Origin of the sequence: Sinorhizobium medicae (assembly GCF_007827695.1) — a bacterium.
GTDB classification, from domain to species: domain Bacteria; phylum Pseudomonadota; class Alphaproteobacteria; order Rhizobiales; family Rhizobiaceae; genus Sinorhizobium; species Sinorhizobium medicae.
In genome coordinates this window covers 390,455-414,310 of sequence record NZ_VITA01000005.1, presented here as the reverse complement: position 1 = coordinate 414,310, position 23,856 = coordinate 390,455, and the positions used below count along the sequence as shown (strand labels likewise).

The following is a 23,856-nucleotide window of genomic DNA, read 5'->3' as shown; positions in this document are numbered from 1 at the left end:
TTACCCCACTACCAGCGACGCTCAAAGCGACGCCGCAAGAGAATTGCGCCGAGGTTCATGAAGATGAGAAAGATCAAGAGTATGATGATCGCTCCCGACGTACGCTCGACGAAGGCACGCTCCGCCTCGTTCGCCCACATGTAGATTTGCACCGGCAGCGCCGTGGACGGCTCCAGCGGAGATCCCGGAAAGTCTACCACAAAGGCGACCATTCCGATCAGAAGCAAGGGCGCCGTTTCGCCGAGCGCATGGGCAAGACCGATGATCGTGCCGGTCAGGATACCGGGCATCGCAAGCGGCAGCACATGATGGAAGACGGTCTGCATCTTCGAAGCGCCAAGTCCGAGCGCCGCAGAGCGGATCGACGGAGGCACAGCCTTCAAAGCCGCCCGCGTAGCGATGATGATCGTCGGGAGCGTCATCAGCGTCAGCACGAACGCGCCGACAAGTGCCGCGGAGCGTGGCATGCCCCAGAAGTTGATGAAAACGGCAAGCCCAAGGAGACCGTAGACGATGGACGGTACGGCCGCCAGGTTGTTGATATTCACCTCGATCAGGTCCGTGAGCCGGTTTTTCGGCGCAAACTCCTCTAGATAAATGGAGGCGGCGACACCGATCGGCAACGATAGCACGAGCACGATCAGCATCATGTAGAGCGATCCGAGGAGGGCGACACCGACGCCCGCCGCTTCGGGACGGCTCGATGCGCCGAAGGTGAAGATGCCGGTGTTGAAGCTCTTCTTGAGCACGCCTTCTTCGGCAAGCGTGTTCATCCATGCGACCTGCTCGTCTTTCACCTTGCGCCTGGCTTCGTCGACGGTGAGGTCGATCTGACCCTTGAAAGCGGAGTCGATGTTCGCGTCGGCGAGCAGCGTGACGGGGATCGTCTTGCCGATGACCGTGGGATCGGCGACGACGATGTCGCGCAATTGCGACCGTGCGCTGGCGGAGACCATATCGGTCGCCTGCTTCACCAAGGGCCGCTTCGCCGGGTCGAGGCCGAGCTGCTTTACCAGAGCCTCGCGCACGAGGAGCGGGTAATTGGCCGTAAAGAGTTGCTTTGGATCCGTCGCCCGTTCGTTTTTCGGGTCGATCACCTTCTCGGAAAACTCGATAGGAAGCGTAATCGTCGTCTGCTGGAAGGCGGTATAGCCCTTCGAAACGACGCTCCAGAGGAGAACAGCGAGGAAGAACAGGCCGATGGCGATGGCACCGAATCCGAAGGCACGGAAGCGGCGCTCAGCGGCATAGCGGCGCTTGATACCGATATCGCGGCGGCTTGCAGCAGGTCGGGTGGAGACCCTTGCTGTCGGGGAGGCAAATTCGGTCATTCGTACTGTTCCCGATATTTGCGCACGATGTAGAGCGCGTAGATGTTGAGGCCCAGCGTGATAACGAAGAGCGTGATGCCGAGTGCGAAGGCGACCAGGGTCTGCGGCGAGGTGAACTCGAGGTCGCCCGTCAGCTGGTTCACGATCTTGACCGTCACGGTGGTCATCGGCTCGAGGGGGTTAAACTGCATTCGAGCTGCAACACCGGCAGCGAGCACGACGATCATCGTCTCGCCGACCGCCCGCGATGCCGTCAGCAGCAGCGCACCGACGATGCCAGGAAGTGCTGCCGGCAGGATCACCTTCTTCACCGTCTCCGACCGCGTCGCACCAAGGCCGAGCGAACCGTCACGCAATGCCCGCGGCACCTGGGTGATGATGTCGTCGGACAAAGACGAGACGAACGGAATGAGCATGATGCCCATGACGATGCCGGCGGTGATGACGCTCTGGGCCTGAATGAAGTTCTGGTAATTTCCGGTGAGGACGCCGTTCAGCTGCGTGGAGATGTCGCGCAGGAAAGGTCCCACTGTGACGAGCGCGAAAAAACCGTAGACGATTGTCGGGATACCGGCGAGCACCTCCAGCAGAGGCTTGGCTATGGAACGCAGCCGCGGGCTCGCATACTCCGCCATGTAAATAGCAGCGAAGAGTCCGATCGGCACGGCGAAAAGCATCGCTACGAATGCGATATACAGCGTGCCTGCAAGCAGCGGCAGCAGACCGAACTGGCCCGAAGCGCCGCCGCTTCCGGCCGCTGCGAAGCGCGGGTCCCAGACCGTGCCGAAGAAGAACTCCATGGGCGACACCATGGTGAAGAACCGACCCGCTTCCGAAAGCATGGAGGCGACGATTCCGACCGTCGTCAGAATGGCAATGGAGGAGGCCAGGATGAGGGAGCCGAGCATGACGCGCTCCACCCGGTTGCGGGCGCGGAAGCGGACGTCGATGTTGCGGAGTGCGTAGAAAGCGCCGGCAACGGAAACGAGCAGCACCGCGACACTCATCAGCCAGCGGCTATATTGCCGCATCGCGTTGAACTGCTGGGCGGCCTTGACCATGTAAGGCTCGCCCTCGCCGGCAAGTGCGACGCCCTTCGAGGCGAGCGTCTCGCGCATGTTGGCCGAACCGTTTTCGATCGCGGAGATCTCGCTCGCGTTCAGCCGCTCGAAGCCTGCGGCAACCGACTTGACCTGACCGAGCGCCAGCTGGAGGGTGGCTGCCCCCTGGCTTTGGACCGGTTCCGGAAGAGACGAACGAACCGTGTAATCGATATAGACCGGAGAGGTGATGAGCCATATGGCAAGAAGAAGAAGCGCTGGCAACGTCGCCCAGATTGCGACGTAGCTGCCGTGATAGCCGGGCAGGGAATGCAGGCTGGAGAGCTTGCCTCCGGACCGGGCGAACGAGCGGGAGCGGCCGGCAAGAAACGCAATGAAACCGATCAAGGCAATGATCAGGAGAAGGAGCGAAGTACTCATCGGCACGTCTCCGCGACAGGCTCGTCACAAGCCGCCAGTCAAGTTCGGAAGAATGCGGCTCCGGCGCAAGAGTGGCGCCGGAGCCCAGCCATGATCAGAGCAGGTTGCCTGCCTCGAAGGACTGGCGGATTTCTTCGCGCTCGGCGTCCGGAGCGGCGACGAGGCCGTATTCGGCGAGCGGGCTGTCGGGGCCGATCATCTGATCGTCAACGAAGAACTCGACATATTCCTTGAGGCCGGGAATAACGCCGATATGGGCCTTCTTGACGTAGAAGAAAAGCGGACGGGAAACCGGATACTCGCCGGAAGCGATCGTTTCCGTCGAAGGAACAACGCCGTTGACCGTCGCAACCTTCAGCTTGTCGGCGTTATTTTCGAAGAACGAAAGGCCGAAGACGCCGATGCCGTTCTTGTTCGAAGCGATGCGCGCCAGCGTCTCGGTGTAGTCGCCGTCGATGTCCACGGCCATGCCGTCCTTGCGTACGGCCACGCACTTGCTGTGCTGCTGCTTTTCATCGCTCACGGCCGCCTTGATGACGTCCTGAGCGCCGGAGTCCTTGCAGCCGGCAGCGAGGATCTTCTCTTCGAAGACTTCGCGCGTTCCATGCTTCTCGCCCGGAATATAGGCAGCAATTTCGGCGTCCGGCAGCGAAGCGTCGACTTCCGACCACTTCTTGTAGGGATTCGCGACGAGCTTCCCATCGACGACGATTTCGGCGGCAAGCGCCTTGTAGAGGTGCTCCGGCTTCAGAGTCAGGTCGGCATTGCCGGCATCGGTGGCGAAGACGATGCCGTCATAGCCGATCTTCACTTCCTGGATCTCGGTCACGCCGGCAGCTTTGCAGGCCTCGACTTCGCTGTCTTTGATCTTGCGCGACGAATTGGCGATATCGATCGTGTCTTCACCAACGCCCTTGCAGAATTCCTTCAGGCCGGCCGACGAACCGCCGGACTCGATTACGGGCGTTTTGAAGTCAGGGAATGTCTCGCCGAAGTTTTCGGCAACGATCTTTGCATAGGGAAGAACGGTCGAGGAGCCGGCCACCTGGATCTGGTCGCGAGCCGCTGCAACGCCCGCAAAAGCGGCGGAGGCAACCAACGCCGCTGCGGTAAATTTAAGAGCTTTCATAAGTGTTCTCCCGGAATGGGCTTGTGTTGGGTGCGCCAGGGTTCAGCGCTCTCTCGCCGTTTCTGCGGCGCCCCTAGTTAGCCGCCGATGGCTACAGCTTTTATGTCAGTTTGGTGAAACATTTATGACAGTCTAACGAGCTGAAAATGCTTGATAAAATTCTGCTGCAGCAGCAATGGACCGTCTTATGTGTCAGAAACGAACCGTAAAGACCGTACCCTTGCCCACTTCCGAATGGACGAGCAGGCGAGCCCGGTGGCGCGTGAGGATATGCTTGACGATCGCAAGACCCAATCCGGTGCCTTTCTTCGACCGGCTCGCCTCGACGTTGACCCGGTAAAAGCGCTCGGTAATGCGCGGGACGTGCTCGGCCGGGATTCCCGCGCCGTGGTCGGTGACCGTCACCTCCGCCTGGTTTCCTTCTCCACCGGTCAGCCGGACCTCCACCTTCTTGCCTTCCTGCCCGTATTTGCAGGCATTCTCGATCAGGTTTTCGAAAACCTCCACCAGTTCGTCACGGTCCCCCTGGACGAAAACAGGCGTATTCGGGACCTCCAGCGCGATCGTCACATCCAGTTCTCCGGCAAGCGGCGCCAGACTGTCGCGCACATGTCCGAGCAGCGGCCCCAGATCGACGGTGTCGTCGGGGGCGATGTGCGACTTCAACTCGAGCCTCGACAGTGACAGGAGGTCGTCCACGAGCCGACTCATGCGGGTGACCTGTTCGTGCATGATGCCGAAGAATTTCTCCTGTGCCTTCCGGTCTTCGCGGGCCGGCCCCTGCAGCGTCTCGATGAAGCCGCGCAGCGAAGCAAGCGGCGTGCGCAGCTCATGGCTGGCATTGGCGACGAAGTCGGAACGCATCCGATCGATGCGGCGGGCCTGCGAGATATCGCGATAGGTCAGCACGAAGATGCGCCGGCCGGAAACGTCGGAGCCGATGTCCACCGGCGCGACGCGAACGACATAGACCGCCTCCGAAGGCAGTCTTTCTGCATGTTCGATCTGGTTGACCTTGCCCGTCGCAATCGTCTCGCGAACCATGTCAAGGATGCCGGGCGAGCGGACGCGAGCGGAAAGATAGCTGTTCTGGGGAATGGTCCCGAATGCCTTCTCGGCGGCCGCGTTCTGGAAGACGACGGTTTCGTCGGCTGCCACGACCAGCACCGGCATGTCGAGTGCATCGAGCAAGGGAGCAAGCGGATCGAACTTGGTTTCGACGTCGACGCCGACATCTGCCGGCGCCGCCCTGACCGGTGGCGCGCCTCGGCTGAGAATGACCGCGGCGAGCATGACCCAGAAAGGCAGGACGGACATCGGATGGATCCCGGCAACTGCGGCGAGAACGGCAATCAGCACGGACAGGCAGAGAAGCCAGCGCTCCGCCGCCAGCCTTGGCGCCACAATACGCCACAACAGTTTGGCACGGTCGAACACCATACCCTCTTCCCTCAATTCGCGGCCTCCTGCATCTGAATGGCTTTACTGACCATGTCCATGGCCATAATTCGTGTCGGAGCGCGATGAGGAAATCGGCCCCACCTGCCTCCTACGCCTTAGCCCATAAGAGCGCAGAGATAACGTTGCTTCATGACATGATTTTCACGACGTGCTTGAATCCGCAATGCAATTATGGCCTGCTCCGGAGAAATCGAACGAGCGGGAGGAAAGCAGATGGCAATCGACGAAGCGACGGCCGCAGCGAAGCCGGGAAGCCGGGCGGTCGAACTGCAAATCCATGGGAAAAGCCGTATCTTCGACATCGATGATCCGGACTTGCCGAAGTGGATCGACGACGAGGCGTTCGGCTCGGACGATTATCCCTACAAGAAGAAACTCGATTCCGATGAATATCAGGAAACGCTAACGCGACTGCAGATTGAGCTCGTCAAGGTCCAGTTCTGGATGCAGGCGACCGGCAAGCGCGTGATGGCGGTGTTCGAGGGACGCGACGCCGCCGGCAAGGGCGGCGCGATCCATGCGACGATGGCCTATATGAACCCGCGCTCGGCGCGCGTCGTCGCACTGACGAAGCCCACGGAGACCGAACGTGGCCAGTGGTATTTCCAGCGCTATGTCGCAACCTTCCCGACCGCCGGCGAATTCGTCCTCTTCGACCGCTCCTGGTACAACCGCGCCGGCGTCGAACCGGTCATGGGCTTCTGCACGCCGAACCAGTACGAGCAATTCCTCAGGGAGACGCCCCGCTTCGAGGAGTTGATCGCGCACGAAGGCATCCACCTCTTCAAGTTCTGGATCAATATCGGCCGGGAAATGCAGCTGAAGCGCTTCCATGACCGGCGCCACGATCCCTTGAAGATCTGGAAGCTCTCGCCGATGGACATCGCAGCCCTCAACAAGTGGGACGATTATACCGCAAAGCGAGACCGCATGCTGAAGGAGACGCACACGGAGCACGGGCCATGGACGGTCATCCGTGGCAATGACAAGCGCCGTGCGCGGCTCAACGTGATCCGCCACATGCTTTCGCAGCTGGACTATGACGGCAAAGACGAGACGGCGATCGGCGCTGTCGACGAGAAGATCCTAGGCACGGGGCCCGGTTTTCTCAGCTAATAGTCGAAGCGGGCTATACGCATCCCGCATCTCAACGCACTGGACTATCATCCAACCTAACGGTCAGCCGCCCGGCTGCACGCGGATCGCGAAGAGATCGAGGCTGTTGCCGCCGCCGCCGACGTCGCTGTTGATCACCAGTTTTCCAGGGCCGCTCGGTGCGGCACCGCGATCGAAATTGATCTTGAACAACATATCGATCCGCTCGTCGTGTACGGTGAAACGATGACGGCCGCAGCCGCCGAGCGCCCCTAAATCGCATTCGACGGAGAATTCGGTCGCTTTGCCCGGGGCAGCCTGCACCGTCAGGGCGAATGTCGACGATTTGCCCGAAAGCTGGGCAAGAACATCGGCGGGTATCTCGATTTCCACGTCGCCATCCTTCGATGCCGCTTGCGAGATCAAACGCAGGCGCTCGCCGGCGTCGCCGTCGAAGGGTTCCGCACTCGCCCGCGGGCCCGGCTTGACCGCTGCAGCCTCACCGGGAGCAAAGACCTCTACCCAATCACCGGAAAAGCCTTCCTGGGCACCCAGGGTCTGCAAGCCGGCCGCGCCGTCGAAATCCTCTGCATCCACCGTCGCGGGCGGATTGGCAACGCCGGTGTCCGTCGGCGACCGCAGCAGATCGTTCGTCTGGATCCACCAGACGGCGACCCCGGCCGCTGCAGCAAGCGTCGCGACGATCATCGCATAGGAGAAGAAACGGCTGCGCCTGCGCCTGTGCTTGCGCGGCCGCCGGTCGGCAGGGCCTGGATCGGGTGCGGGCGGGACGGTGCTTCCGGTGGCTTCCGATCGACCGTCGCTCCCCTCCGCTCTCGTCGCAGCCAGCGGACCGTCGCGTTCGGGACGCAAGGCCCCAAGCCCCCCGTCCGTTTGCGCGGGACTACGTTCCTCCGGCTTCGTTTCCAACTCGGGCCTTCGGGTTGGCGCTTCGGGGCCGCGCTCGACCGCATGTCCCCTCGCCGTCACCTCGTCGAGATTGACCACCGGCGTCTGTGCGCGCTCCTTCAAGGCAGCGCGCTCTTCCATCTCGATCGCCCGAATGACCGCTTCCAGCCGGTGGCGCTGCACCGAGATGACCTCCGGGTCTTCGATCTGCTGCTTTTGCAGGCCGTTCTCAAGCGCCTGACGCGCCGACTGATAGATGCGCGCCCGGACCTCCGCACTGCTTCGATCCGATCTTTCCAGCGCATTTCTGATCGCTGTCTCAAGTCCGCTCACGTCAAATCCTTCTGCGCGAAATCTCCCGGTTGCCGCACTGCGTGACCGGATTTGCCTTTCTCGCGACGAGCCTCGCCCCTTCCCGTCACACGCCGTTGGTTTCATTAACGATTGGGTAACTGCTGCTTTCCGAATCTGCAAGTGCAGCCGTGCCTTCGGCTGGCGTTCCCAAAGGAAAACATGGACGGCCGTGGCCGAAATGCCGGAGCGGGCGCTGGCGGCATTATCGCAAGGCACCCGGAAACATGCTGTAGGCAAGCGGGTTCATTGCTGCTATCAGATTTGACGTTTACGAACACGTCAAAGTTTGGATGGAGATTTCGATGTCGTTGCCGCCAATCCTGTCCGGAAAAGTGAGACTGCCTGTCGTAGGGGCGCCGCTTTTCATCGTCTCTCATCCCAAGTTGACGATCGCGCAATGCAAGGCCGGGATTATCGGTGCCTTTCCGGCCCTCAACGCCCGCCCGCAATCGCAACTCGACGAATGGTTGTCGGAGATCACCGAAACGCTTGCGGCCCACGACGCCGACTATCCCGAACGCCCCGCCGCGCCTTTTGCGGTGAACCAGATCGTGCACAAGTCGAACGCCCGTCTCGAACAGGACCTGATGCTTTGCGTCAAGTACAAGGTGCCCGTCGTCATCTCCTCGCTCGGCGCCGTCCCTGAGGTGAATGCCGCGATCCATTCCTATGGGGGTATCGTGCTCCACGATGTCATCAACAACCGTCATGCAAATTCCGCCATCCGCAAGGGCGCCGACGGGCTCATCGCAGTCGCGGCAGGTGCCGGCGGCCATGCCGGAACTCTCTCGCCCTTCGCGCTCGTCCAGGAGATCCGCGCCTGGTTCGACGGGCCGCTGCTGCTTTCCGGCGCGATCGCCACCGGCGACGCGATCCTTGCAGCGCAGGCAATGGGCGCCGACATGGCCTATATCGGCTCTCCCTTCATCGCCACCGAGGAGGCTCGCGCGAGCGACGCCTACAAGCAGATGATCGTCGACAGCAATGCCGCAGATATCGTTTATTCCAATTTCTTCACCGGCATTCACGGCAACTATCTGAAGCCCTCGATCCTCGCCGCCGGAATGGACCCGTCCAATCTGCCCGAAGCAGACCCCTCCAAGATGGACTTCGGCCAGGCCGCCGAGGGCGCCAAGGCATGGAAGGACATCTGGGGCTGCGGCCAGGGGATAGGCGCCGTGCATGAAATCGGCACCGTCGCACGCCTGGTCGACCGGCTCGAACAGGAATACGACACCGCGCGCGCCCGCCTCGGCCTCGCCTCCGGCGCTGACATCCGGCGGGGTAAGGAATTTTCAACTTCTCGAAACTGATGGCTTGAATTCTTGCCGCTTTGCGTTTATCAGCGCCTCACATTCGTTTCGCGGCTTTCGCGGAACCGCCCCCAGGGCCGCTTTAGCTCAGTCGGTAGAGCACATCATTCGTAATGATGGGGTCACGTGTTCGAGTCACGTAAGCGGCACCAATTTTTTCTCCGTACTCAAAATCATTCCGCGCTCCAACGCACCGCCCGGCGACCCTCACGTATAAAAATATCGCGTCAGGTGAAAGAAAACCGGCGCCGCGAAGCTCAGTGAATCCATGCGGTCGAGCACGCCGCCGTGACCGCTGATCATGGAACCCCAGTCCTTCACGGCCATCGAGCGCTTCACGGCCGAAAGTGCGAGGCCGCCGAGGAAACCCATGGCAACGATGGCGAAAGCCATCGCCGCCGCCTCCAGGGGCGTGAAGGGCGTTATCCACCAGAGCGCGGCGCCGGCAGCCACGGCCGATAGGCCGCCGCCGACAAGTCCTTCGGCCGTTTTCGAGGGGCTGACGACGGGCGCGATCTTCGTCCGGCCGAACAGCTTGCCGAAGACGTACTGCATGACATCGCTGAACTGAGCGATGGTGATGAGAAAGAAGAGGAGCAGGAAGCCCTCGCCCGGGCGGCCGGGGATGTCGAGTGTCAGGAGCGCCGGCGCGTGGCTGATGCAATAGACGGTCAGCATCAGGCCCCACTGGATCCGCGAGACGCGCAGCAGGAACTGCTCCGTGTCGCCCTTGAGCGCGGCGAGGCTCGGCAGGAGCAGGAAGCCGTAGACCGGTATGAGAATGGTGAAAAGCGCATACCAGTCGATCGAGATCAGCCAGTACTGAAGCGGCAGCAGAACGTAGAATGCTGCAACGAGCGGCAGGTGATCGGCTGCACGCGTCGGCGTCAGCGAGACGAATTCGCGCAGCGTGTAGAAGGAGGTGAGCGCAAAAAGCACCATCGTCACCCCACGCCCGAGAGCGAAACTCACCGCGAAGATGGCGATCATCACCCACCATGCCCTGATACGGGCATTGAGATTGTCGATCGTCGCCCGCCCCGTTTCAGACGTCGCGCGGCGCGAAAGCACAAAGCCGATCAATGATGCCGCGCCGAGAAGGGCGCCTACGCCGCCAAAGAGGATAAGAAGTTTGTCGCTCAAGGACATGGCGTGCTCATCCGAGGGAGTCCGGCGCGAGTGCAGACACCGCTGCGCGGGCGCGTTCGAGGAATGCGTCCTTCTCTTCACCGGCGTGACGCACAAGCGGAGGGCCGAAACGCACGGTGCAACTGATGGGGACAGGCAAAAACGTGCCCTTCGGAAAAGCGCGCGAAGGATTGTCCAGATAGGTCGGGACCAGTTGCACATCGGGGAATTCTTGCGACAGCCAGTAAAGCCCGCTCTTGAAAGGCCCCGGCAGCCGCTCGCTGCCACGCGAGCCTTCGGGGAACAGGATGAGCGACTCGCCCTCGGAGAGCACGTTACGCAACGGAGCGAGCGCCGCTCCAGGCGGCCCCTGTGTCGAGCGCTCGATGAGGACGCCGTTCAGCACCTTGACACCTATATGACGCCTGACGATCCCCTTCCCCCAATAGTCCGCTGCGGCAATCGGATGCGTCGACGCACGCAGCCCGCGCGGCAACGCCGACCAGATCAGAAGGGTATCGAGATGGCTGGAGTGATTGGCGAAATAGATCCGCTGGCGCATCTCTGGCAACGAGCCCGTCCAACGCGCCTGCCCGCCGACGATGAACCGCGTGAGACCGATCAGCGCGAGGTCGATCACGGTTTCGTCTCTCCCCGGATGCGGGAAACGATGGCCCGCGTGCGGGCGAAACATGTCAGGAGCGAACCGGCAAGGATGATCCACGCCGTCGTATAGAGCACGAAGTGCTCCGTCATCAGAAATGCTTCCCCTAATGCCAGCACGCAAGCGAGGCTCATCAGCGCCATGCGGTGCTGTTTCGCCATGGGACCGCGGAAGTCCTGAGCCTGGCCGAGCGATCCGCCGAAGACGCGCACATAGGCCGTCAAGGCGGCCGCAAGCGCCCCCGCCCAGCCGAGCCATCCCGCGCCGGCGGCATAACCGAGTGCGACGATGAGCAAGGTGTCCGCGACCCGGTCGGGAAACTCGTTATAGAGCGCTCCAACCGGCGATCCGCGCCCGCCCTCGACCGCCACCATACCGTCGAGAAGGTTGCACAGGAGGCGCAGCTGGACAGCGGCGAGCACCGCGAGATACAGAACCGGCCAGCGGACCGCCCAAAACAGAGCCACCGCCCCAAGCGCGGCAAAGGCGACGCTGGCGAGCGATATCTGGTTCGGCGTGATCGCGGTCTTCAGGAGCACCGCCGTCAGTCGACGCGCAAAACCGCTGTCGCGCGCGGCGACGGGGCGCCGATCCGCGGCCGGGCCTTCTGCGTCTTCGCCGTTAGGTACGACACTCATGTGCGAGGAATACGACCTACGAATTAAAGATTGCAATTCGTCCTAAAACAACTTCAACGCAATGCCATACAGCCGCGTGGCCGTCAATTCCGCTCTCACTTGACGGAAAGATCCACCCTGGAGATCTTGTCGTCGGCCGGCTCCGGTTGGCTTGTCACCTCGCGCAGCCATTCGCGCCAGATGGCGACGAGCAGCGCCATCAGCACCGGACCGACGAAGAGGCCGAGGAAACCCATCGTCTTGACGCCCCCGACCAGGCCGAAAAAGGTCGGCAGGAAGGGAAGCTTGATCGGCCCGCCGACAAGCCTCGGGCGCAATGTCTTGTCTACGATGAAGAGCTCCGTCGTTCCCCAGGTGAACAGCGCGATCCCGTGGATAGGCGAACCGCTTGCGACGAGATAGACCGAAACGAGCGTGAAGCAGAGCGGTGCGCCGCCCGGCACAAGCGCCATGAGGCCGGTGATGATGCCGAGCGTGACGGGCGAGGGCACGCCGGCGAGCCAATAGGCGACGCCGAGCACGATCCCTTCGCCGATCGCGATGATGCCCATGCCGGTGACCGTCGAGCTGATCGTAAGGGGCACCACGCGGGACAGGCGTTCCCAGCGCATCGGAAAGATCCGCTCGCCAAGGTGATCGAGCTGCTTTGAAAAGGAATGGCCGTCCCGGTAGACGAAGAACAGCGTGATCAGCATGAACAGGAGCGTCAGAAAGGATTGGAAGGCAGAGGCGCCGACCACGAGCACGCCGCGATAAATATTGCCGATGTTGGAGCCACTGACGAGCTGCACCAATTCTCCGAGAGCGCCTGGATGCCCGACATTTTTGACCCATTGCTCGCCCAGCCACGCGCCTACCGCCGGGATCGTTGCGAGCCAGGCGGGCGCGGGAGCGCCGTTCGCGTTGGTCTCGACGGCCCAGACGAGCCCGCTGCGCACTTCGTCCACGGCATAGATCGCGGCAAGCGAAATCGGCACGACGATGAAGGCGACCACGCAAATGAGGGCGATCGTCGCGGCGAGCGTACGGTTGCCGTTCAGGGCCTGAAGCATCCGCCAGTAGATCGGCCAGCTCGCGAAGCCGATGACGACCGCCGCGAGGACCGGAACGAGGAAACCGTGAAAGAAATAGACGCCGGCAAGCAGAACGAGGACGAGCAACCACCGGGCGGCCGAGATCGGCACGACGAGGGCGGACCGTGAGTGTGCGGGCTGCCCGAAGAGCCGCGGCTCCACGGGAAGGTTTTCTCGTTCGCGATTGCCCAATTGCACCAGTACTCCTCCGTCTCTCACAACCTTACAGCAAACCCGAACCCTTGCCAGCTTTGTTTCCCTCCGCTGAACGCGGTTTCCGGCGCAATCATGGCGGCCCGCGCCGATTAGGTGCCTTACATCGAAATTGGTGCGCTTTCATAGAGATTACGATGCCTTCAGGTCGGATCGAAAGCCGGGAAATTCTTTCTATCCCGCATTAACAAGGCGACGTGACAGGGAGATTTAAGCCGCGATCGCGCTTTTCGAATTCCGTCAGCCTGCCCGCTCCGCAGCCCGGCAGCACCGAAGCATGGAAGATGCCTAAACCGGCAATCCCGAGAACGGCGCCGATGCCCCCGGCTAATCCCGCAGGCGTCGATAGCGGCCGATTGTTGACGTTTACGTCAAAGTTATATAATTCCGATTACGGCTTGAAGAGGCGAGCTAAAAGCAGCATCTTCGACGGAGAGGATGATCGGGAGGGATTTTTCTCCGCCGTCATGACGGCCGTTTATTTGGCGATCGGAGGGAGGAAGGTCATGGCGGAAGCAAGTACGCAGCAGGCAGGTTCCAGCACGGCGAAGATCTGGCTCGCATCATACCCGCCGGGCGTGCCTGCCGAGATCGGCCCTCTCACCTATCGTTCCATCGGAGAATTTTTCGATCATGCGGTCGCGCAACATTCCTGGCGGCCCGCATTCACCTGCATGGGAAAGGCGCTGACCTTCTCGGACCTCAATGCGTATTCGGCAAAGATCGGCGCCTGGCTGCAGTCGCTGGGTCTTGCGAAGGGCGACAGGGTCGCGGTGATGATGCCCAATGTCCTGCAAAATCCCGTCATCGTCTATGGAATCCTGCGAGCCGGCTTCACCGTCGTCAACGTCAATCCGCTCTATACGCCGCGCGAACTGGAGCATCAGCTGGTCGACTCCGGCGCCAAGGCGATCTTCGTGCTTGAGAACTTCGCGCATACTGTCGAGCAGGTTCTTGCCCGCACGGCGGTCAAGCATGTGGTGGTCGCCAGCATGGGCGACATGCTCGGCGCAAAAGGGTTGATCGTCAATCTGGTGGTGCGCCGCGTCAAGAAGCTCGTCCCCGCCTGGTCGATTCCCGGACATCTTTCGTTCGGGGCGGTTCTTGCCAGGGGAGCGAAACTCGGCTTCAAGCGGGCGAACGTGGCACCGTCGGATATCGCCTTCCTGCAATATACCGGTGGCACCACCGGCGTTTCCAAGGGCGCAACGCTGACGCACGCCAATCTTCTTTCCAACATGGCCCAGATGGAACTGTGGCTGAACACGGCCTTCCTGCGCAAGCCGCGCCCGGAAAGCCTCACCTTCATGTGCGCGCTGCCGCTCTATCACATCTTCGCGCTTACGGTGAATTCGCTGATGGGTCTTGCGACCGGCGGCAACAATATCTTGATACCGAATCCGCGCGACATTCCCGCCTTCGTCAAGGAACTCGGAAAGTACCGGACGAACATTTTCCCGGGCCTGAACACACTGTTCAATGCGTTGATGAACAATGCCGAGTTCCGCAAGGTGGACTTCTCGTCGCTGATCCTGACCTTCGGCGGCGGGATGGCAGTGCAGCGACCGGTCGCCGAACGCTGGCTGGAAATGACGGGCTGCCCTATCCACGAGGGCTACGGGCTTTCGGAGACATCGCCCGTCGCGACCGCCAATCGCCTCGATACCGACGACTTCACCGGCACGATCGGCATACCGCTGCCCTCGACGGAGGTGGAGATCCGCGACGAGGACGGAAATACCCTCCCCTTGGGTGAAGTCGGCGAAATATGCATCCGCGGGCCGCAGGTGATGGCAGGTTACTGGCAGCGCCCCGAGGAAACGGCGAAAGCCATTTCGCCGGACGGCTTCTTCCGGACCGGCGATGTCGGCTTCATGAACACCGAGGGGCTCACCAAGATCGTCGATCGCAAGAAGGATATGATTCTCGTCTCGGGGTTCAACGTGTTCCCGAACGAGATCGAAGAGGTGGCGGCGACCCATCCCGGCATTCTCGAATGTGCCGCAATCGGTATTGCCGATCCGCATTCCGGCGAAGCGGTCAAGCTCTTCGTCGTGCTTAAGGATCCGAATCTCACTGAAGAAGAGATCAAGCGCCACTGCGCAGCCAGTCTTACCAACTACAAGCGGCCGCGTTTCGTGGAAGTCCGCACCGAACTGCCGAAATCGAATGTCGGCAAGATCCTGCGCAAGGACTTGCGCGGCTAGCGCCGCAAGCCCCCACTGCTCTCTCCACCGTTGAAAGTATGGCGGCGGCCGGATGAGGGAGGAGCCATCCGCTTTTTTCGCTGCAGCGCAGCACCCGCCCTTGATTTGCCGCGGTTAAACCGACTAGCTATCGCAGCCAATTTCCGATGCCCGAATTCTATTGCCCCAGTTGCGATGCAAGGAGCCCTGCGATGAAAGCGCTTGTCGAAAATCTGAAAGCCACTGCACGCGAGACCGATGCGACCGATATCCGTGCCGCCTTCGCGGCCGATCCGAACCGCTTCTCGCGCTTCAGCACGGCGCTCGACGATCTCCTCTTCGACTATTCCAAATGCGCGGTGAACGACAGGATCATCGACGGTCTCGAAGCGCTCGCCAAGGCGGCGAAGGTCGAGGAAAAGCGGGATGCCATGTTCCGCGGCGATATCATCAACATCACCGAGGAGCGCGCGGTTCTGCATACGGCGCTCCGGAACAGGTCGAACCGGCCTGTCCTCGTGGACGGGAAGAACGTCGTGCCGGACGTCAAAGCCGTGCTTGAGGCTATGGGCAGGTTCGCTGACCACGTCCGCTCCGGAGACTTGAAGGGCGCCACCGGCAAGAAGATCACCGATGTCGTCAATATCGGCATCGGCGGCTCCGACCTCGGTCCGGTCATGGCCACGCTGGCGCTCGCCCCATTCCACGACGGGCCGCGGCTGCACTTCGTTTCCAACGTCGACGGCGCCCATATCGCCGACACGCTGAAACTCCTCGATGCCGAAACCTCTCTCTTCATCGTCGCCTCCAAAACCTTCACCACGATCGAGACGATGACCAATGCGGCGACCGCCCGTGCCTTCATTGCCGGCAAGCTCGGCGAGGCGGCGGTCGGCCATCATTTTGCGGCCGTCTCCACTGCCCTCGACAAGGTCGGTGCCTTCGGCATCAATGCCGCCCGCGTCTTCGGCTTCTGGGATTGGGTCGGCGGACGTTATTCCATCTGGTCGGCGATCGGGCTGCCGCTGATGATCGCAATCGGCAAAGAGAACTTCGGCCGCTTCCTCGACGGTGGCCATTCGATGGATGAGCATTTCCGCGCAGCGCCGCTTCGCCAGAACATACCCGTGCTGCTCGGGCTCATCGGTTTCTATAATCGAAATGTTCTCGGCTATCCGTCGCGGGCGATCCTGCCCTACGATCAGCGGCTGACGCGCTTTCCGGCCTATCTGCAGCAACTCGACATGGAATCGAACGGCAAGGGCGTGACGCTCGAGAGCCAGCCAGTCGAATTCTCGACGGGTCCCGTCGTCTGGGGCGAACCCGGCACCAACGGTCAGCATGCCTTTTATCAGCTGATTCATCAGGGAACCGACATTATCCCCGCCGAATTCATGATTGCAGCGAAGGGCCACGAGAAGGACCTTCGCCATCAGCACCAGCTCCTGATCGCAAACTGCCTGGCGCAATCGGAAGCGCTGATGAAAGGGCGCACTCTGGCGGAAGCCAAGGCGCAGCTGACATCGAAGGGCATGGACGAAGCGAAGGCCGACAAAATCGCGCCGCATCGCGTCTTCACCGGCAACCGGCCGTCGCTGACCATCGTATATGATCAGCTTGATCCCTTCGCGCTCGGTCGCCTGATAGCTCTTTACGAGCATCGCGTATTTGTCGAAGGCGCCCTCTTCAACATCAATTCCTTCGACCAGTGGGGCGTCGAGCTCGGCAAGGAACTGGCGACCGGCCTGCTGCCCGTCGTTGAAGGCAGGGAAAGCGCCGAGGGCCACGATTCCTCGACTGCCGGCCTCGTTGCCGCGCTCTTGAAAGCGGCCCGCTGATTGGAAAAATCGAGGCGCTGTTCCAGTCGGCGCCTCAACATTTCCTTCTCCCCATCATTCCCGTGCTTGTCACAGGAATCCAGCAGCCTCGCGTCGGCGGCGCGCGCGGAATTAAAGTCCGAGTTCGTGTCGCCACGGCGGGTTGGCGCCCGCGCGCGAGACGGTGACCGCCGCAGCTTTCGCTCCGAGCGCCACAGCCCGGTAAATGTCCTCGTCCCTCAAGCCTGCTATATTTTCCTTGGTCAGCAGGTTACCGAACTTCAGCGAGGCCAGAACGCCGGCATCGAAAGTGTCACCCGCGCCGACCGTGTCGACGACCTCGACGCGCTCGCTTTCGACTTCGACCTTATGGTCGTTCGTGTAACCCACGGCACCATCGGCGCCCCGGGTGATCAGCACCAGCTTCGGGCCACGCTTGAGCCATTCGGCTGCGAGTGCGTCATGGTCGCCCTCCATTCCGAACCAGGCGAGATCTTCGTCGGAGAACTTGACGATATCCGACATGGCCGCCATGCGGTTCATGCGGGCGACATGCGCGTTTCGGTCCTTGATGAAGCCGGGCCGGATATTGGGATCGAAGGAGATTACGCGCTTTTCGTGTTCCCGCGCCATCAGCGCCTCGTAAGTGGAGCCGCATGGCTCGGGAATGAGGCTGATCGCACCGAAATGCAGCGCCTCGCAGAAATCGCCGAGCGCCGGAAGGTGCTCGGTCGTTATCATCCGCCCCGCCGTGTTCTCATCGAAAAAGGCATAGCTTGCGTGCCCGTTGACGAGTTTCACGAAGGCGAGCGTCGTGTGCAGCGGCAGCGTCGCGCAGGGAGCGAAATCGACATTCGCGGCCTTGAGCGTCGCGCGCAGGATGTCGCCGAACATATCGTCCGAAAGGCCGGTGAAAAAGCCGGTGGGGACGCCGAGCCGGCCAAGCGCGATGGCCGTGTTGAAGATCGCGCCGCCCGCATAGGGCGCAAAGGCGCTCTCGCCCGCCGTCGTCTCCCGCGGCAGCATGTCGATCAGGGCCTCTCCGCAGCAAACGATCATGACCATTCCTCCCCAGACATTTTCAAACGAATCGAAAAATTGCGCGCACCCCGTTACCGGTCCGCGAGTGCGCCGACGCCGCCATTCTTCGCAGACCAGGCAAGCGGTGCGTCGAGGAAAGCCTCGACCTCGTTCAGGGTCTTGTCGTCGAACAGCGCCAGCTCGCGCGCGACGGAAAGGACGTTGCGCCAGGTGGCGATAAAGTGAAGGTCGACGCCCTTCGACTTCATGTCGCCACGGGCCTCCGGGAAGATATCGTAGTAGAAAAGGGCGATGCCGTGCTCGACCATGCCGCCGGCTGCGCGTATCGCATCGATGAACTTGAACATGGAGCCGCCAGCGGTCGTCAGATCCTCAATCACCAGGACACGCGCCCCCTCCGGCATATTGCCTTCGATCTGGGCGTTGCGGCCGTGGCCTTTCGGGGCCTTTCTGACATAGATCATCGGCAATCCGAGACGCTCGGCAAGCATCGCCGCAAAGGGAATGCCTGCGGTCTCCCCACCGGCCACCACGTCGAACTGCTCGAAGCCGGCTTCGCGAAGGATCGTCGCCGCTGCGAAATCCATGACGGCGGAGCGGATGCGCGGATAGGAGATCAGCTTGCGGCAGTCGATGTAGACCGGGCTCGCCATGCCGGAGGAGAGCTTGTAGGGCTCATCGGCGCGAAAATGAACCGCCTTGATCTCCCAGAGCATCTTGGCGACCAGTTCGGCCATCACGGCCTTCTCCGTGAACGCGTTCGAAAACATGAATTCTCCTTCCTGGCGTGACCCCGAAATATGCCAACCGCTTTTCGGGAGAGTCACGCGACAACACAAACCCTTAGGCTTCGATCACCGTCCAGTAGAGCGGGAACATCGGGTCGAAAACCGTCACCGGACCGGCTTCAGTCTCGATTTTGGCGGGATAGCCGACCGGCTCTTCCTGTTTGCGTAGCGTGATCGTCTCTTCGTTTGGCGGCAATCCGTACCAGGCGGGACCGTTCAGCGAGGTGAAGGCTTCCAGCCGGTCGAGCGCGCCCTCCTCCTCGAAGACATGGGCAAGGCAGCTCAATGAATTGATGGATGTGTAGATCCCGGCACAACCGCAGGCGCATTCCTTGAGCGGATCGACATGCGGAGCCGAGTCCGTTCCCAGGAAAAAGCGTACGTCGCCAGAGATCGCCGCTTCGCGCAGCGCCAACCGGTGCATCTCGCGTTTTGCCACCGGCAGGCAGTAGTAATGCGGCTTGATACCGCCGACGAGGATGGCGTTGCGATTGATGATCAGGTGATGAGTGGTGATCGACCCGGCAAGATTGACCGCATGTTCCCGGATGTAGTCGACGCCGTCCTTCGTCGTCACATGCTCCATGGTGATCCTGAGATCGGGCAATCGCCGGCGGAGCGGGTCGAGAACGGTTTCGATGAAAACAGCTTCGCGGTCGAAAATGTCTACGTCCGCCGTCGTCACCTCACCATGGACGCAGAGCGGCACGCCGACCTCGGCCATGCGCTCGAGCACTGGCATCGCCTTGTCGATATCGCGCACGCCGCTCGACGAGTTGGTGGTGGCGCCCGCCGGATAGAGCTTGACGGCCTTGACGAGGCCGCTCCTGAAGCCCTCTTCCACATCATCGGGATCGGTGCCCTCGGTGAGATAAAGCGTCATCAGGGGCTCGAACCGGTGCCCTGCGGGAATGGCGGCAAGGATACGCTCGCGATAGGTGGCCGCGTCGGCGGAGGTGACCACCGGTGGCACCAGATTGGGCATGATTATGGCGCGCGCGAAATGGCGGCTCGTATCGGCGATGACACCGCGCAGCATGCCGCCGTCGCGCAGGTGAAGGTGCCAATCGTCCGGGCGGCGGATGACGAGGTGTTGCATATCAGCATTCTCCCGATGCTCGCGCCCGTTCCGCGCGGCCGGTGTCAGGATGTACCGGTGCGCTCGATGGGCGGCAACTCATGTGGTGAAACCGAGCCTCGATACCATCATTGCTCCGCCGAAGACAATGGCGATTCGAAAGGTCCAGGGCGGCCAGCGGTCGGAGCCCGGGCGACCTTTAGCGCCCCTTCTAGAAGTCCCGGATCACGGTGTCCGCTGGTCTGCGCCTTTCGACGACCCGGCGTGCATTTGGTATATCGTTGCCATAGGCCTTGCTGCGCGCCGCTTCGTCGTCAAAGCCGTGATCGGACCAGCGCTGCAGCAGTCGCCGTTCGAGCACCTCCAGACCGGGATCGACGAAGATCGTATAGTCGAACGCGCCGTCGAGCCGGGTCCAGGGCGCCTCGTCGAGCAGCAGATAGTTGCCCTCGACAAGGACGATGCGCGTCTGAGGCGCGATGATCCGCGCAGAGGCGATCGCGAGTTCCCGGGAGCGGTCGAAGACCGGGACGAGAACTTCCCCGTCATCGGCGCGCACGGCCGCGAGCGTTGCGAGAAAGGATCGGACGTCGAAGGTCTCTGGCGCCCCCTTGCGGGCGAGCAGCCCTTTCTCGACGAGAACGGCGTTGTCCATGTGGAAGCCGTCCATCGGCAACACCGCCGCGCTCCCCCCCGCCTCGGCGATTGCGCCGGCAAGCGCTTCCGAAAGCGTGGACTTACCTGCGCCGGGCGGACCGGCTATGGCGGCAATGAAGCGGCCGGACTGAGCCGCCCGCTTCAGGATTTCATCCACAAGGGATTTGATGCTCATGCCGCAATCGCCTCGCGCGGCGGCTCCTTCGCGCCGGTCATGAAAGCCACCGCATCCGACATGGTGTAATCCTTCGGATTGATGATGCAGAGCCGGCGGCCGAGCCTATGGATGTGGATGCGGTCCGCGACTTCGAACACATGCGGCATGTTGTGAGAGATCAGCACGATCGGCAGGCCCCGGCCGCGCACGTCGAGGATCAGTTCCAGCACGCGCCGGCTTTCCTTGACGCCGAGCGCCGCCGTCGGCTCGTCCATGATGACGACCTTGGAGCCGAAGGCGGCAGCCCGCGCGACCGCGACGCCCTGCCGCTGCCCGCCGGAGAGCGTCTCGACGGCCTGGTTGATGTTCTGGATCGTCATCAGGCCGAGTTCGGTGAGCTTTTCCCGCGCCTGCTTCTCCATGGCCGCACGGTCCAATGAGCGGAACCACTTGCCCATGATCCCCGGCTTGCGGATTTCCCGGCCGAGAAACATGTTGTCGGCGATCGACAGCGCCGGAGACAGTGCGAGGTTCTGGTACACGGTTTCGATGCCGGCTTTCCTCGCTTCCATCGGCGAGCGGAAGTGGACGCGCTTGCCTTCGAGGCGAATTTCCCCCTGGTCGGGCGTCATCGCACCGGAGATCGCCTTGATCATTGAGGACTTGCCGGCGCCGTTGTCGCCGATCACCGCAAGGATTTCACCGGGATAGAGGTCGAAATCGGCGCGGTCGAGGGCGGTGACGCGGCCATAGCGCTTAACGAGGCCGCGGGCGGTGAGAATGGGTTCCTGTGCCATCAGGCTGCTACCTTTCTGATCCACTGATCGATTGCGACGGCGATGATGATCAGCAAGCCGATCAGGAGATAGGTCCATTGCGGGTCGGTGCCCATGAGGCGCAAGCCCAGCGAGAAGACGCCGACGATCAGCGCGCCGAAGAGCATGCCCATTATGGAACCGCGGCCGCCGAAGAGCGAGATGCCGCCGATCACCACCGCGGTGATCGATTCGATATTCGCGAACTGCCCGGCCGTCGGTGACACCGAGCCGATGCGGCCGATGAGAGCCCAACCGGCAAGGGCGCAGATCAGACCGGAGAGCGTATAGATGGAGATGAGCATGCGTTTGACGTTGACACCGGACAGCTGGGCGGCCTCGGGATCGTCGCCGACGGCATAGACATAGCGCCCCCACGCCGTGCGGTTCAGCGCGTACCAGAGGAGAGCGACGAGGAGCACCATGGCGACCACACCGTAGGTGAAGACGGCATTGCCGATGCGGAAGTTCTGGCCGAAGAACTGCAGGATCGGAGCGTCGGCGGCAATCGCCTGAGCCCGGATCGTCTCATTGGCCGAATAGAGGAAATTCGAAGCGAGCACGATCTGCCACATGCCCAGCGTCACAATGAAGGGCGGCAGCTTCATGCGTGCGACGAGGGTTCCGTTTATGTAGCCGCAGAGCGCTCCTACACCGAGGCCGCAGAGCACGGAAAGCACAGGCGGCACGCCATAGCGGAAGGCGAACTGCCCCATGACGACAGATGACAGCACCATGATCGCACCGACGGAAAGATCGATACCCGCGGTCAGAATCACCAGCGTCTGGGCCGCTCCGACGATGCCGACAATCGCCATCTGCTGCAGGATCAGCGTCATGGTGAAGGCGGAAAAGAATTTGCCACCGAGAAGAACGCCGAAAATGATCACCGACAGGATCAGCACGATCAACGGTACGGCGGCCGGGTTTGAATGCAGGAAATGCTGAAGATGCTGCAGTGGCGTCTTATGGTGTGAATCGAAAGACGCGACTTCTGTCGAACTGTCGACCAGAACCTTTTCGAAATCCTGGGATGGTTGCGCGGTTGTGGTTGAATCGCCCATGGAGACTCCTCCCGTGAACCCCGCTCTCAAGAGAGGGGCGCATTGCTACAGGATGCACAGTTGCCGATACATACGGCACGCCTCGGACGCTCTCGTCGATCCGGCTTGCGCCGCGACCGGTCCCGCGAAATCAGAACGGAACGCGAGCAGAAGCGCTTCGCGTCACCCTTGCCCCGCCCTGATGAAACTGCACAGGTTTCGTGCCTTGTCAAAGAACTCGGCGCTTGTGCGAAGGGCGGACGAGCCGCCGTTCGCATCCAATCCGGAACGGGCCGGTCAGCCCCAGCACTTCTCCAGGCCGGTCTTGGTGTCGATCGATTCCAGACCATCAACCGGCTTGTCGGTGACGAGCGAGACTCCCGTGTCCACGAAATCCTTGCCCTCTGTCGGCACCGGCTTTTCGCCGGTGTCAGCGAACTTCTTGATTGCCTCGATGCCGAGCGCCGCCATCATCAGCGGGTATTGCTGCGACGTCGCTCCGATTGCACCCTCGGCGACGTTCTTGACCCCCGGGCAACCGCCATCGACGGAAACGATCAGCACGTCCTGCTCGCGGCCGAGAGCCTTCAGCGCCTCGTAGGCGCCGGCGGCCGCCGGTTCGTTGATCGTGTGGACGACATTGATGGTCGGATCTTTCTGGAGGAGGTTCTCCATTGCAGACCGGCCGCCTTCTTCGTTGCCGTTGGTGATGTCATGGCCGACGATGCGCGGATCATCCTCGTCGCCGATCTTGTTCGGGTCCTTGGGGTCGATGCCGAAGCCGATCATGAAGCCCTGGTCGCGCAGCACGTCGACGGAAGGCTGAGACGGCGTAAGGTCGAGGAATGCCACCTTGGCGTCCTTGGCGGCGTCGCCGAGCGTTGCGGCAGCCCATTGCCCGATCAGCTTGCCGGCGAGCAGGTTGTCCGTTGCAAAGGTCGCGTCGGCGGAGTCGAGCGGCTCGAGCGGCGTATCGAGTGCGATGACCAGGAGACCGGCGTCCCGCGCCTTCTTGACGTGAGGCACGATGCCCTGGGTGTCGGAGGCGGCGATCAGAATACCTTTCGCACCGTCGGCGATGCATGTCTCGATCGCGGCAACCTGGCTCTCGGAATCTCCATCGATCTTACCGGCATAGGACTTCAGGGCCACGCCCAGTTCCTTGGCCTTGGCGGTCGCGCCTTCCTTCATTTTCGCAAAGAAAGGATTGGCGTCGGTTTTGGTGATGAGGCAGGCCGACACGTCGGCCGCCTGCGAAGGCGATGCGAAGGCCACGCCGAGTGCAAGCGCGCCGAATGCGGCAGAAAGAACAGTCTTCTTCATTAGATCCTCCCAAGGATGACAATGCCGGAGCGCCGACTTCATGCCCGCAGCATTCTCCTCAGCTGCCGACGACGCTTCCAAGAGCCAATCAAACATCAAACTTCCGGCCTGTCAATAAATAAATCAAATTGAATTATTATTTCTTTGTGGCATTCTGCACGT

At 61.7% G+C, this 23,856-nt stretch carries 20 protein-coding genes and 1 tRNA gene; 5 read left to right on the top strand and 16 right to left on the bottom strand.

Annotation, left to right across the window (positions count from 1 at the left end; genetic code table 11):
• Positions 1-8: 8 nt before the first annotated feature.
• The 4 genes from pstA to phoR form a co-directional block, all read right to left on the bottom strand.
• Positions 9-1,331, bottom strand: coding sequence for a phosphate ABC transporter permease PstA (gene pstA, locus FB009_RS11640; RefSeq protein ID WP_018011060.1), 1,323 nt, complete (start codon positions 1,329-1,331; stop codon positions 9-11).
• On the bottom strand, positions 1,328-2,812 hold the full coding sequence (gene pstC, locus FB009_RS11635) for a phosphate ABC transporter permease subunit PstC (RefSeq protein WP_011974333.1): 1,485 nt from the start codon (positions 2,810-2,812) through the stop codon (positions 1,328-1,330). Before pstC ends, pstA begins: the two co-directional genes overlap by 4 nt.
• A gap of 94 nt (positions 2,813-2,906) precedes the next feature.
• The gene (locus FB009_RS11630) at positions 2,907-3,941 is read right to left on the bottom strand and encodes a substrate-binding domain-containing protein (RefSeq protein WP_011974332.1); all 1,035 of its coding nucleotides are present in this window, start codon (positions 3,939-3,941) and stop codon (positions 2,907-2,909) included.
• 192 nt (positions 3,942-4,133) lie between these two features.
• The gene (phoR, locus tag FB009_RS11625; protein ID WP_024325592.1) at positions 4,134-5,396 is read right to left on the bottom strand and encodes a phosphate regulon sensor histidine kinase PhoR; all 1,263 of its coding nucleotides are present in this window, start codon (positions 5,394-5,396) and stop codon (positions 4,134-4,136) included.
• A 219-nt stretch (positions 5,397-5,615) separates the two neighbouring features.
• Between phoR and ppk2 the strand changes: the two genes are divergently transcribed.
• The gene (gene ppk2 / locus FB009_RS11620; protein ID WP_011974330.1) at positions 5,616-6,518 is read left to right on the top strand and encodes a polyphosphate kinase 2; all 903 of its coding nucleotides are present in this window, start codon (positions 5,616-5,618) and stop codon (positions 6,516-6,518) included.
• A gap of 63 nt (positions 6,519-6,581) precedes the next feature.
• Here the strand turns inward: ppk2 and FB009_RS11615 are convergent, their stop codons facing one another.
• On the bottom strand, positions 6,582-7,739 hold the full coding sequence (locus FB009_RS11615; RefSeq protein ID WP_011974329.1) for a hypothetical protein: 1,158 nt from the start codon (positions 7,737-7,739) through the stop codon (positions 6,582-6,584).
• A gap of 323 nt (positions 7,740-8,062) precedes the next feature.
• On the opposite strand from FB009_RS11615, the gene FB009_RS11610 reads away from it, so the two are divergent.
• Together FB009_RS11610 and FB009_RS11605 are read left to right on the top strand one after the other, a co-directional pair.
• Positions 8,063-9,073 (top strand): NAD(P)H-dependent flavin oxidoreductase, encoded by a 1,011-nt coding sequence (locus FB009_RS11610; protein ID WP_011974328.1) that lies wholly within the window; start codon positions 8,063-8,065, stop codon positions 9,071-9,073.
• Positions 9,074-9,149: 76 nt separating this feature from the next.
• A tRNA-Thr gene (locus FB009_RS11605) sits at positions 9,150-9,225 on the top strand.
• 55 nt (positions 9,226-9,280) lie between these two features.
• Here the strand turns inward: FB009_RS11605 and FB009_RS11600 are convergent.
• The 4 genes from FB009_RS11600 to FB009_RS11585 all read right to left on the bottom strand — a co-directional run bounded on the left by FB009_RS11600 (position 9,281) and on the right by FB009_RS11585 (position 12,774).
• Positions 9,281-10,222 carry a phosphatidate cytidylyltransferase gene (locus FB009_RS11600; RefSeq protein ID WP_011974327.1) on the bottom strand — a complete coding sequence of 314 codons (942 nt, stop codon included), beginning with the start codon at positions 10,220-10,222 and terminating at the stop codon, positions 9,281-9,283.
• 7 nt (positions 10,223-10,229) lie between these two features.
• Positions 10,230-10,841: a lysophospholipid acyltransferase family protein gene (locus FB009_RS11595; RefSeq protein ID WP_011974326.1), complete on the bottom strand. Its 612-nt coding sequence runs from the start codon at positions 10,839-10,841 to the stop codon at positions 10,230-10,232.
• Positions 10,838-11,503: a CDP-alcohol phosphatidyltransferase family protein gene (locus tag FB009_RS11590; RefSeq protein WP_127581867.1), complete on the bottom strand. Its 666-nt coding sequence runs from the start codon at positions 11,501-11,503 to the stop codon at positions 10,838-10,840. The genes FB009_RS11595 and FB009_RS11590 overlap by 4 nt, the downstream gene beginning before the upstream one ends.
• 95 nt (positions 11,504-11,598) lie before the next feature.
• Complete coding sequence (locus tag FB009_RS11585) at positions 11,599-12,774, bottom strand: AI-2E family transporter (protein WP_011974324.1); 1,176 nt, start codon at positions 12,772-12,774, stop codon at positions 11,599-11,601.
• A gap of 521 nt (positions 12,775-13,295) precedes the next feature.
• On the opposite strand from FB009_RS11585, the gene FB009_RS11580 reads away from it, so the two are divergent.
• A complete protein-coding gene (locus tag FB009_RS11580) occupies positions 13,296-14,996 on the top strand; it encodes a long-chain fatty acid--CoA ligase (protein WP_011974323.1) in 1,701 nt (566 codons plus the stop codon).
• 191 nt (positions 14,997-15,187) lie between these two features.
• Entirely contained in the window at positions 15,188-16,813 is a 1,626-nt protein-coding gene (gene pgi, locus FB009_RS11575) for a glucose-6-phosphate isomerase (RefSeq protein WP_127581863.1), read from the top strand.
• 111 nt (positions 16,814-16,924) lie between these two features.
• Here pgi and FB009_RS11570 read toward each other — a convergent pair whose 3' ends face one another.
• From FB009_RS11570 to FB009_RS11540, 7 genes are all read right to left on the bottom strand, one after another.
• A complete protein-coding gene (locus tag FB009_RS11570) occupies positions 16,925-17,851 on the bottom strand; it encodes a carbohydrate kinase family protein (RefSeq protein WP_024311559.1) in 927 nt (308 codons plus the stop codon).
• Between the two features lie 53 nt (positions 17,852-17,904).
• Complete coding sequence (locus FB009_RS11565) at positions 17,905-18,603, bottom strand: orotate phosphoribosyltransferase (RefSeq protein ID WP_011974320.1); 699 nt, start codon at positions 18,601-18,603, stop codon at positions 17,905-17,907.
• Positions 18,604-18,676: 73 nt separating this feature from the next.
• Positions 18,677-19,720, bottom strand: a complete 1,044-nt coding sequence (gene pyrC, locus FB009_RS11560) for a dihydroorotase (protein ID WP_011974319.1) — start codon at positions 19,718-19,720, stop codon at positions 18,677-18,679.
• Positions 19,721-19,910: 190 nt separating this feature from the next.
• Positions 19,911-20,531: a nucleoside triphosphate hydrolase gene (locus tag FB009_RS11555; RefSeq protein ID WP_011974318.1), complete on the bottom strand. Its 621-nt coding sequence runs from the start codon at positions 20,529-20,531 to the stop codon at positions 19,911-19,913.
• Complete coding sequence (locus tag FB009_RS11550) at positions 20,528-21,310, bottom strand: ATP-binding cassette domain-containing protein (protein WP_011974317.1); 783 nt, start codon at positions 21,308-21,310, stop codon at positions 20,528-20,530. The genes FB009_RS11555 and FB009_RS11550 overlap by 4 nt, the downstream gene beginning before the upstream one ends.
• A complete protein-coding gene (locus tag FB009_RS11545; RefSeq protein ID WP_011974316.1) occupies positions 21,310-22,392 on the bottom strand; it encodes an ABC transporter permease in 1,083 nt (360 codons plus the stop codon). The genes FB009_RS11550 and FB009_RS11545 overlap by 1 nt, the downstream gene beginning before the upstream one ends.
• Before the next feature lie 276 nt (positions 22,393-22,668).
• Entirely contained in the window at positions 22,669-23,694 is a 1,026-nt protein-coding gene (locus FB009_RS11540; protein ID WP_011974315.1) for a sugar ABC transporter substrate-binding protein, read from the bottom strand.
• Positions 23,695-23,856 lie beyond the last annotated feature (162 nt).

Coding starts and splice junctions, on each gene's coding strand:
- pstA (WP_018011060.1), bottom strand. CDS start 1,331: ATGACCGAATTTGCCTCCCCGACAGCAAGGGTCTCCACCCGACCTGCT.
- pstC (WP_011974333.1), bottom strand. CDS start 2,812: ATGAGTACTTCGCTCCTTCTCCTGATCATTGCCTTGATCGGTTTCATT.
- FB009_RS11630 (WP_011974332.1), bottom strand. CDS start 3,941: ATGAAAGCTCTTAAATTTACCGCAGCGGCGTTGGTTGCCTCCGCCGCT.
- ppk2 (WP_011974330.1), top strand. CDS start 5,616: ATGGCAATCGACGAAGCGACGGCCGCAGCGAAGCCGGGAAGCCGGGCG.
- FB009_RS11610 (WP_011974328.1), top strand. CDS start 8,063: ATGTCGTTGCCGCCAATCCTGTCCGGAAAAGTGAGACTGCCTGTCGTA.
- FB009_RS11600 (WP_011974327.1), bottom strand. CDS start 10,222: ATGTCCTTGAGCGACAAACTTCTTATCCTCTTTGGCGGCGTAGGCGCC.
- FB009_RS11590 (WP_127581867.1), bottom strand. CDS start 11,503: ATGAGTGTCGTACCTAACGGCGAAGACGCAGAAGGCCCGGCCGCGGAT.
- FB009_RS11580 (WP_011974323.1), top strand. CDS start 13,296: ATGGCGGAAGCAAGTACGCAGCAGGCAGGTTCCAGCACGGCGAAGATC.
- pgi (WP_127581863.1), top strand. CDS start 15,188: ATGAAAGCGCTTGTCGAAAATCTGAAAGCCACTGCACGCGAGACCGAT.
- FB009_RS11570 (WP_024311559.1), bottom strand. CDS start 17,851: ATGATCGTTTGCTGCGGAGAGGCCCTGATCGACATGCTGCCGCGGGAG.
- FB009_RS11565 (WP_011974320.1), bottom strand. CDS start 18,603: ATGTTTTCGAACGCGTTCACGGAGAAGGCCGTGATGGCCGAACTGGTC.
- pyrC (WP_011974319.1), bottom strand. CDS start 19,720: ATGCAACACCTCGTCATCCGCCGCCCGGACGATTGGCACCTTCACCTG.
- FB009_RS11555 (WP_011974318.1), bottom strand. CDS start 20,531: ATGAGCATCAAATCCCTTGTGGATGAAATCCTGAAGCGGGCGGCTCAG.
- FB009_RS11550 (WP_011974317.1), bottom strand. CDS start 21,310: ATGGCACAGGAACCCATTCTCACCGCCCGCGGCCTCGTTAAGCGCTAT.
- FB009_RS11545 (WP_011974316.1), bottom strand. CDS start 22,392: ATGGGCGATTCAACCACAACCGCGCAACCATCCCAGGATTTCGAAAAG.
- FB009_RS11540 (WP_011974315.1), bottom strand. CDS start 23,694: ATGAAGAAGACTGTTCTTTCTGCCGCATTCGGCGCGCTTGCACTCGGC.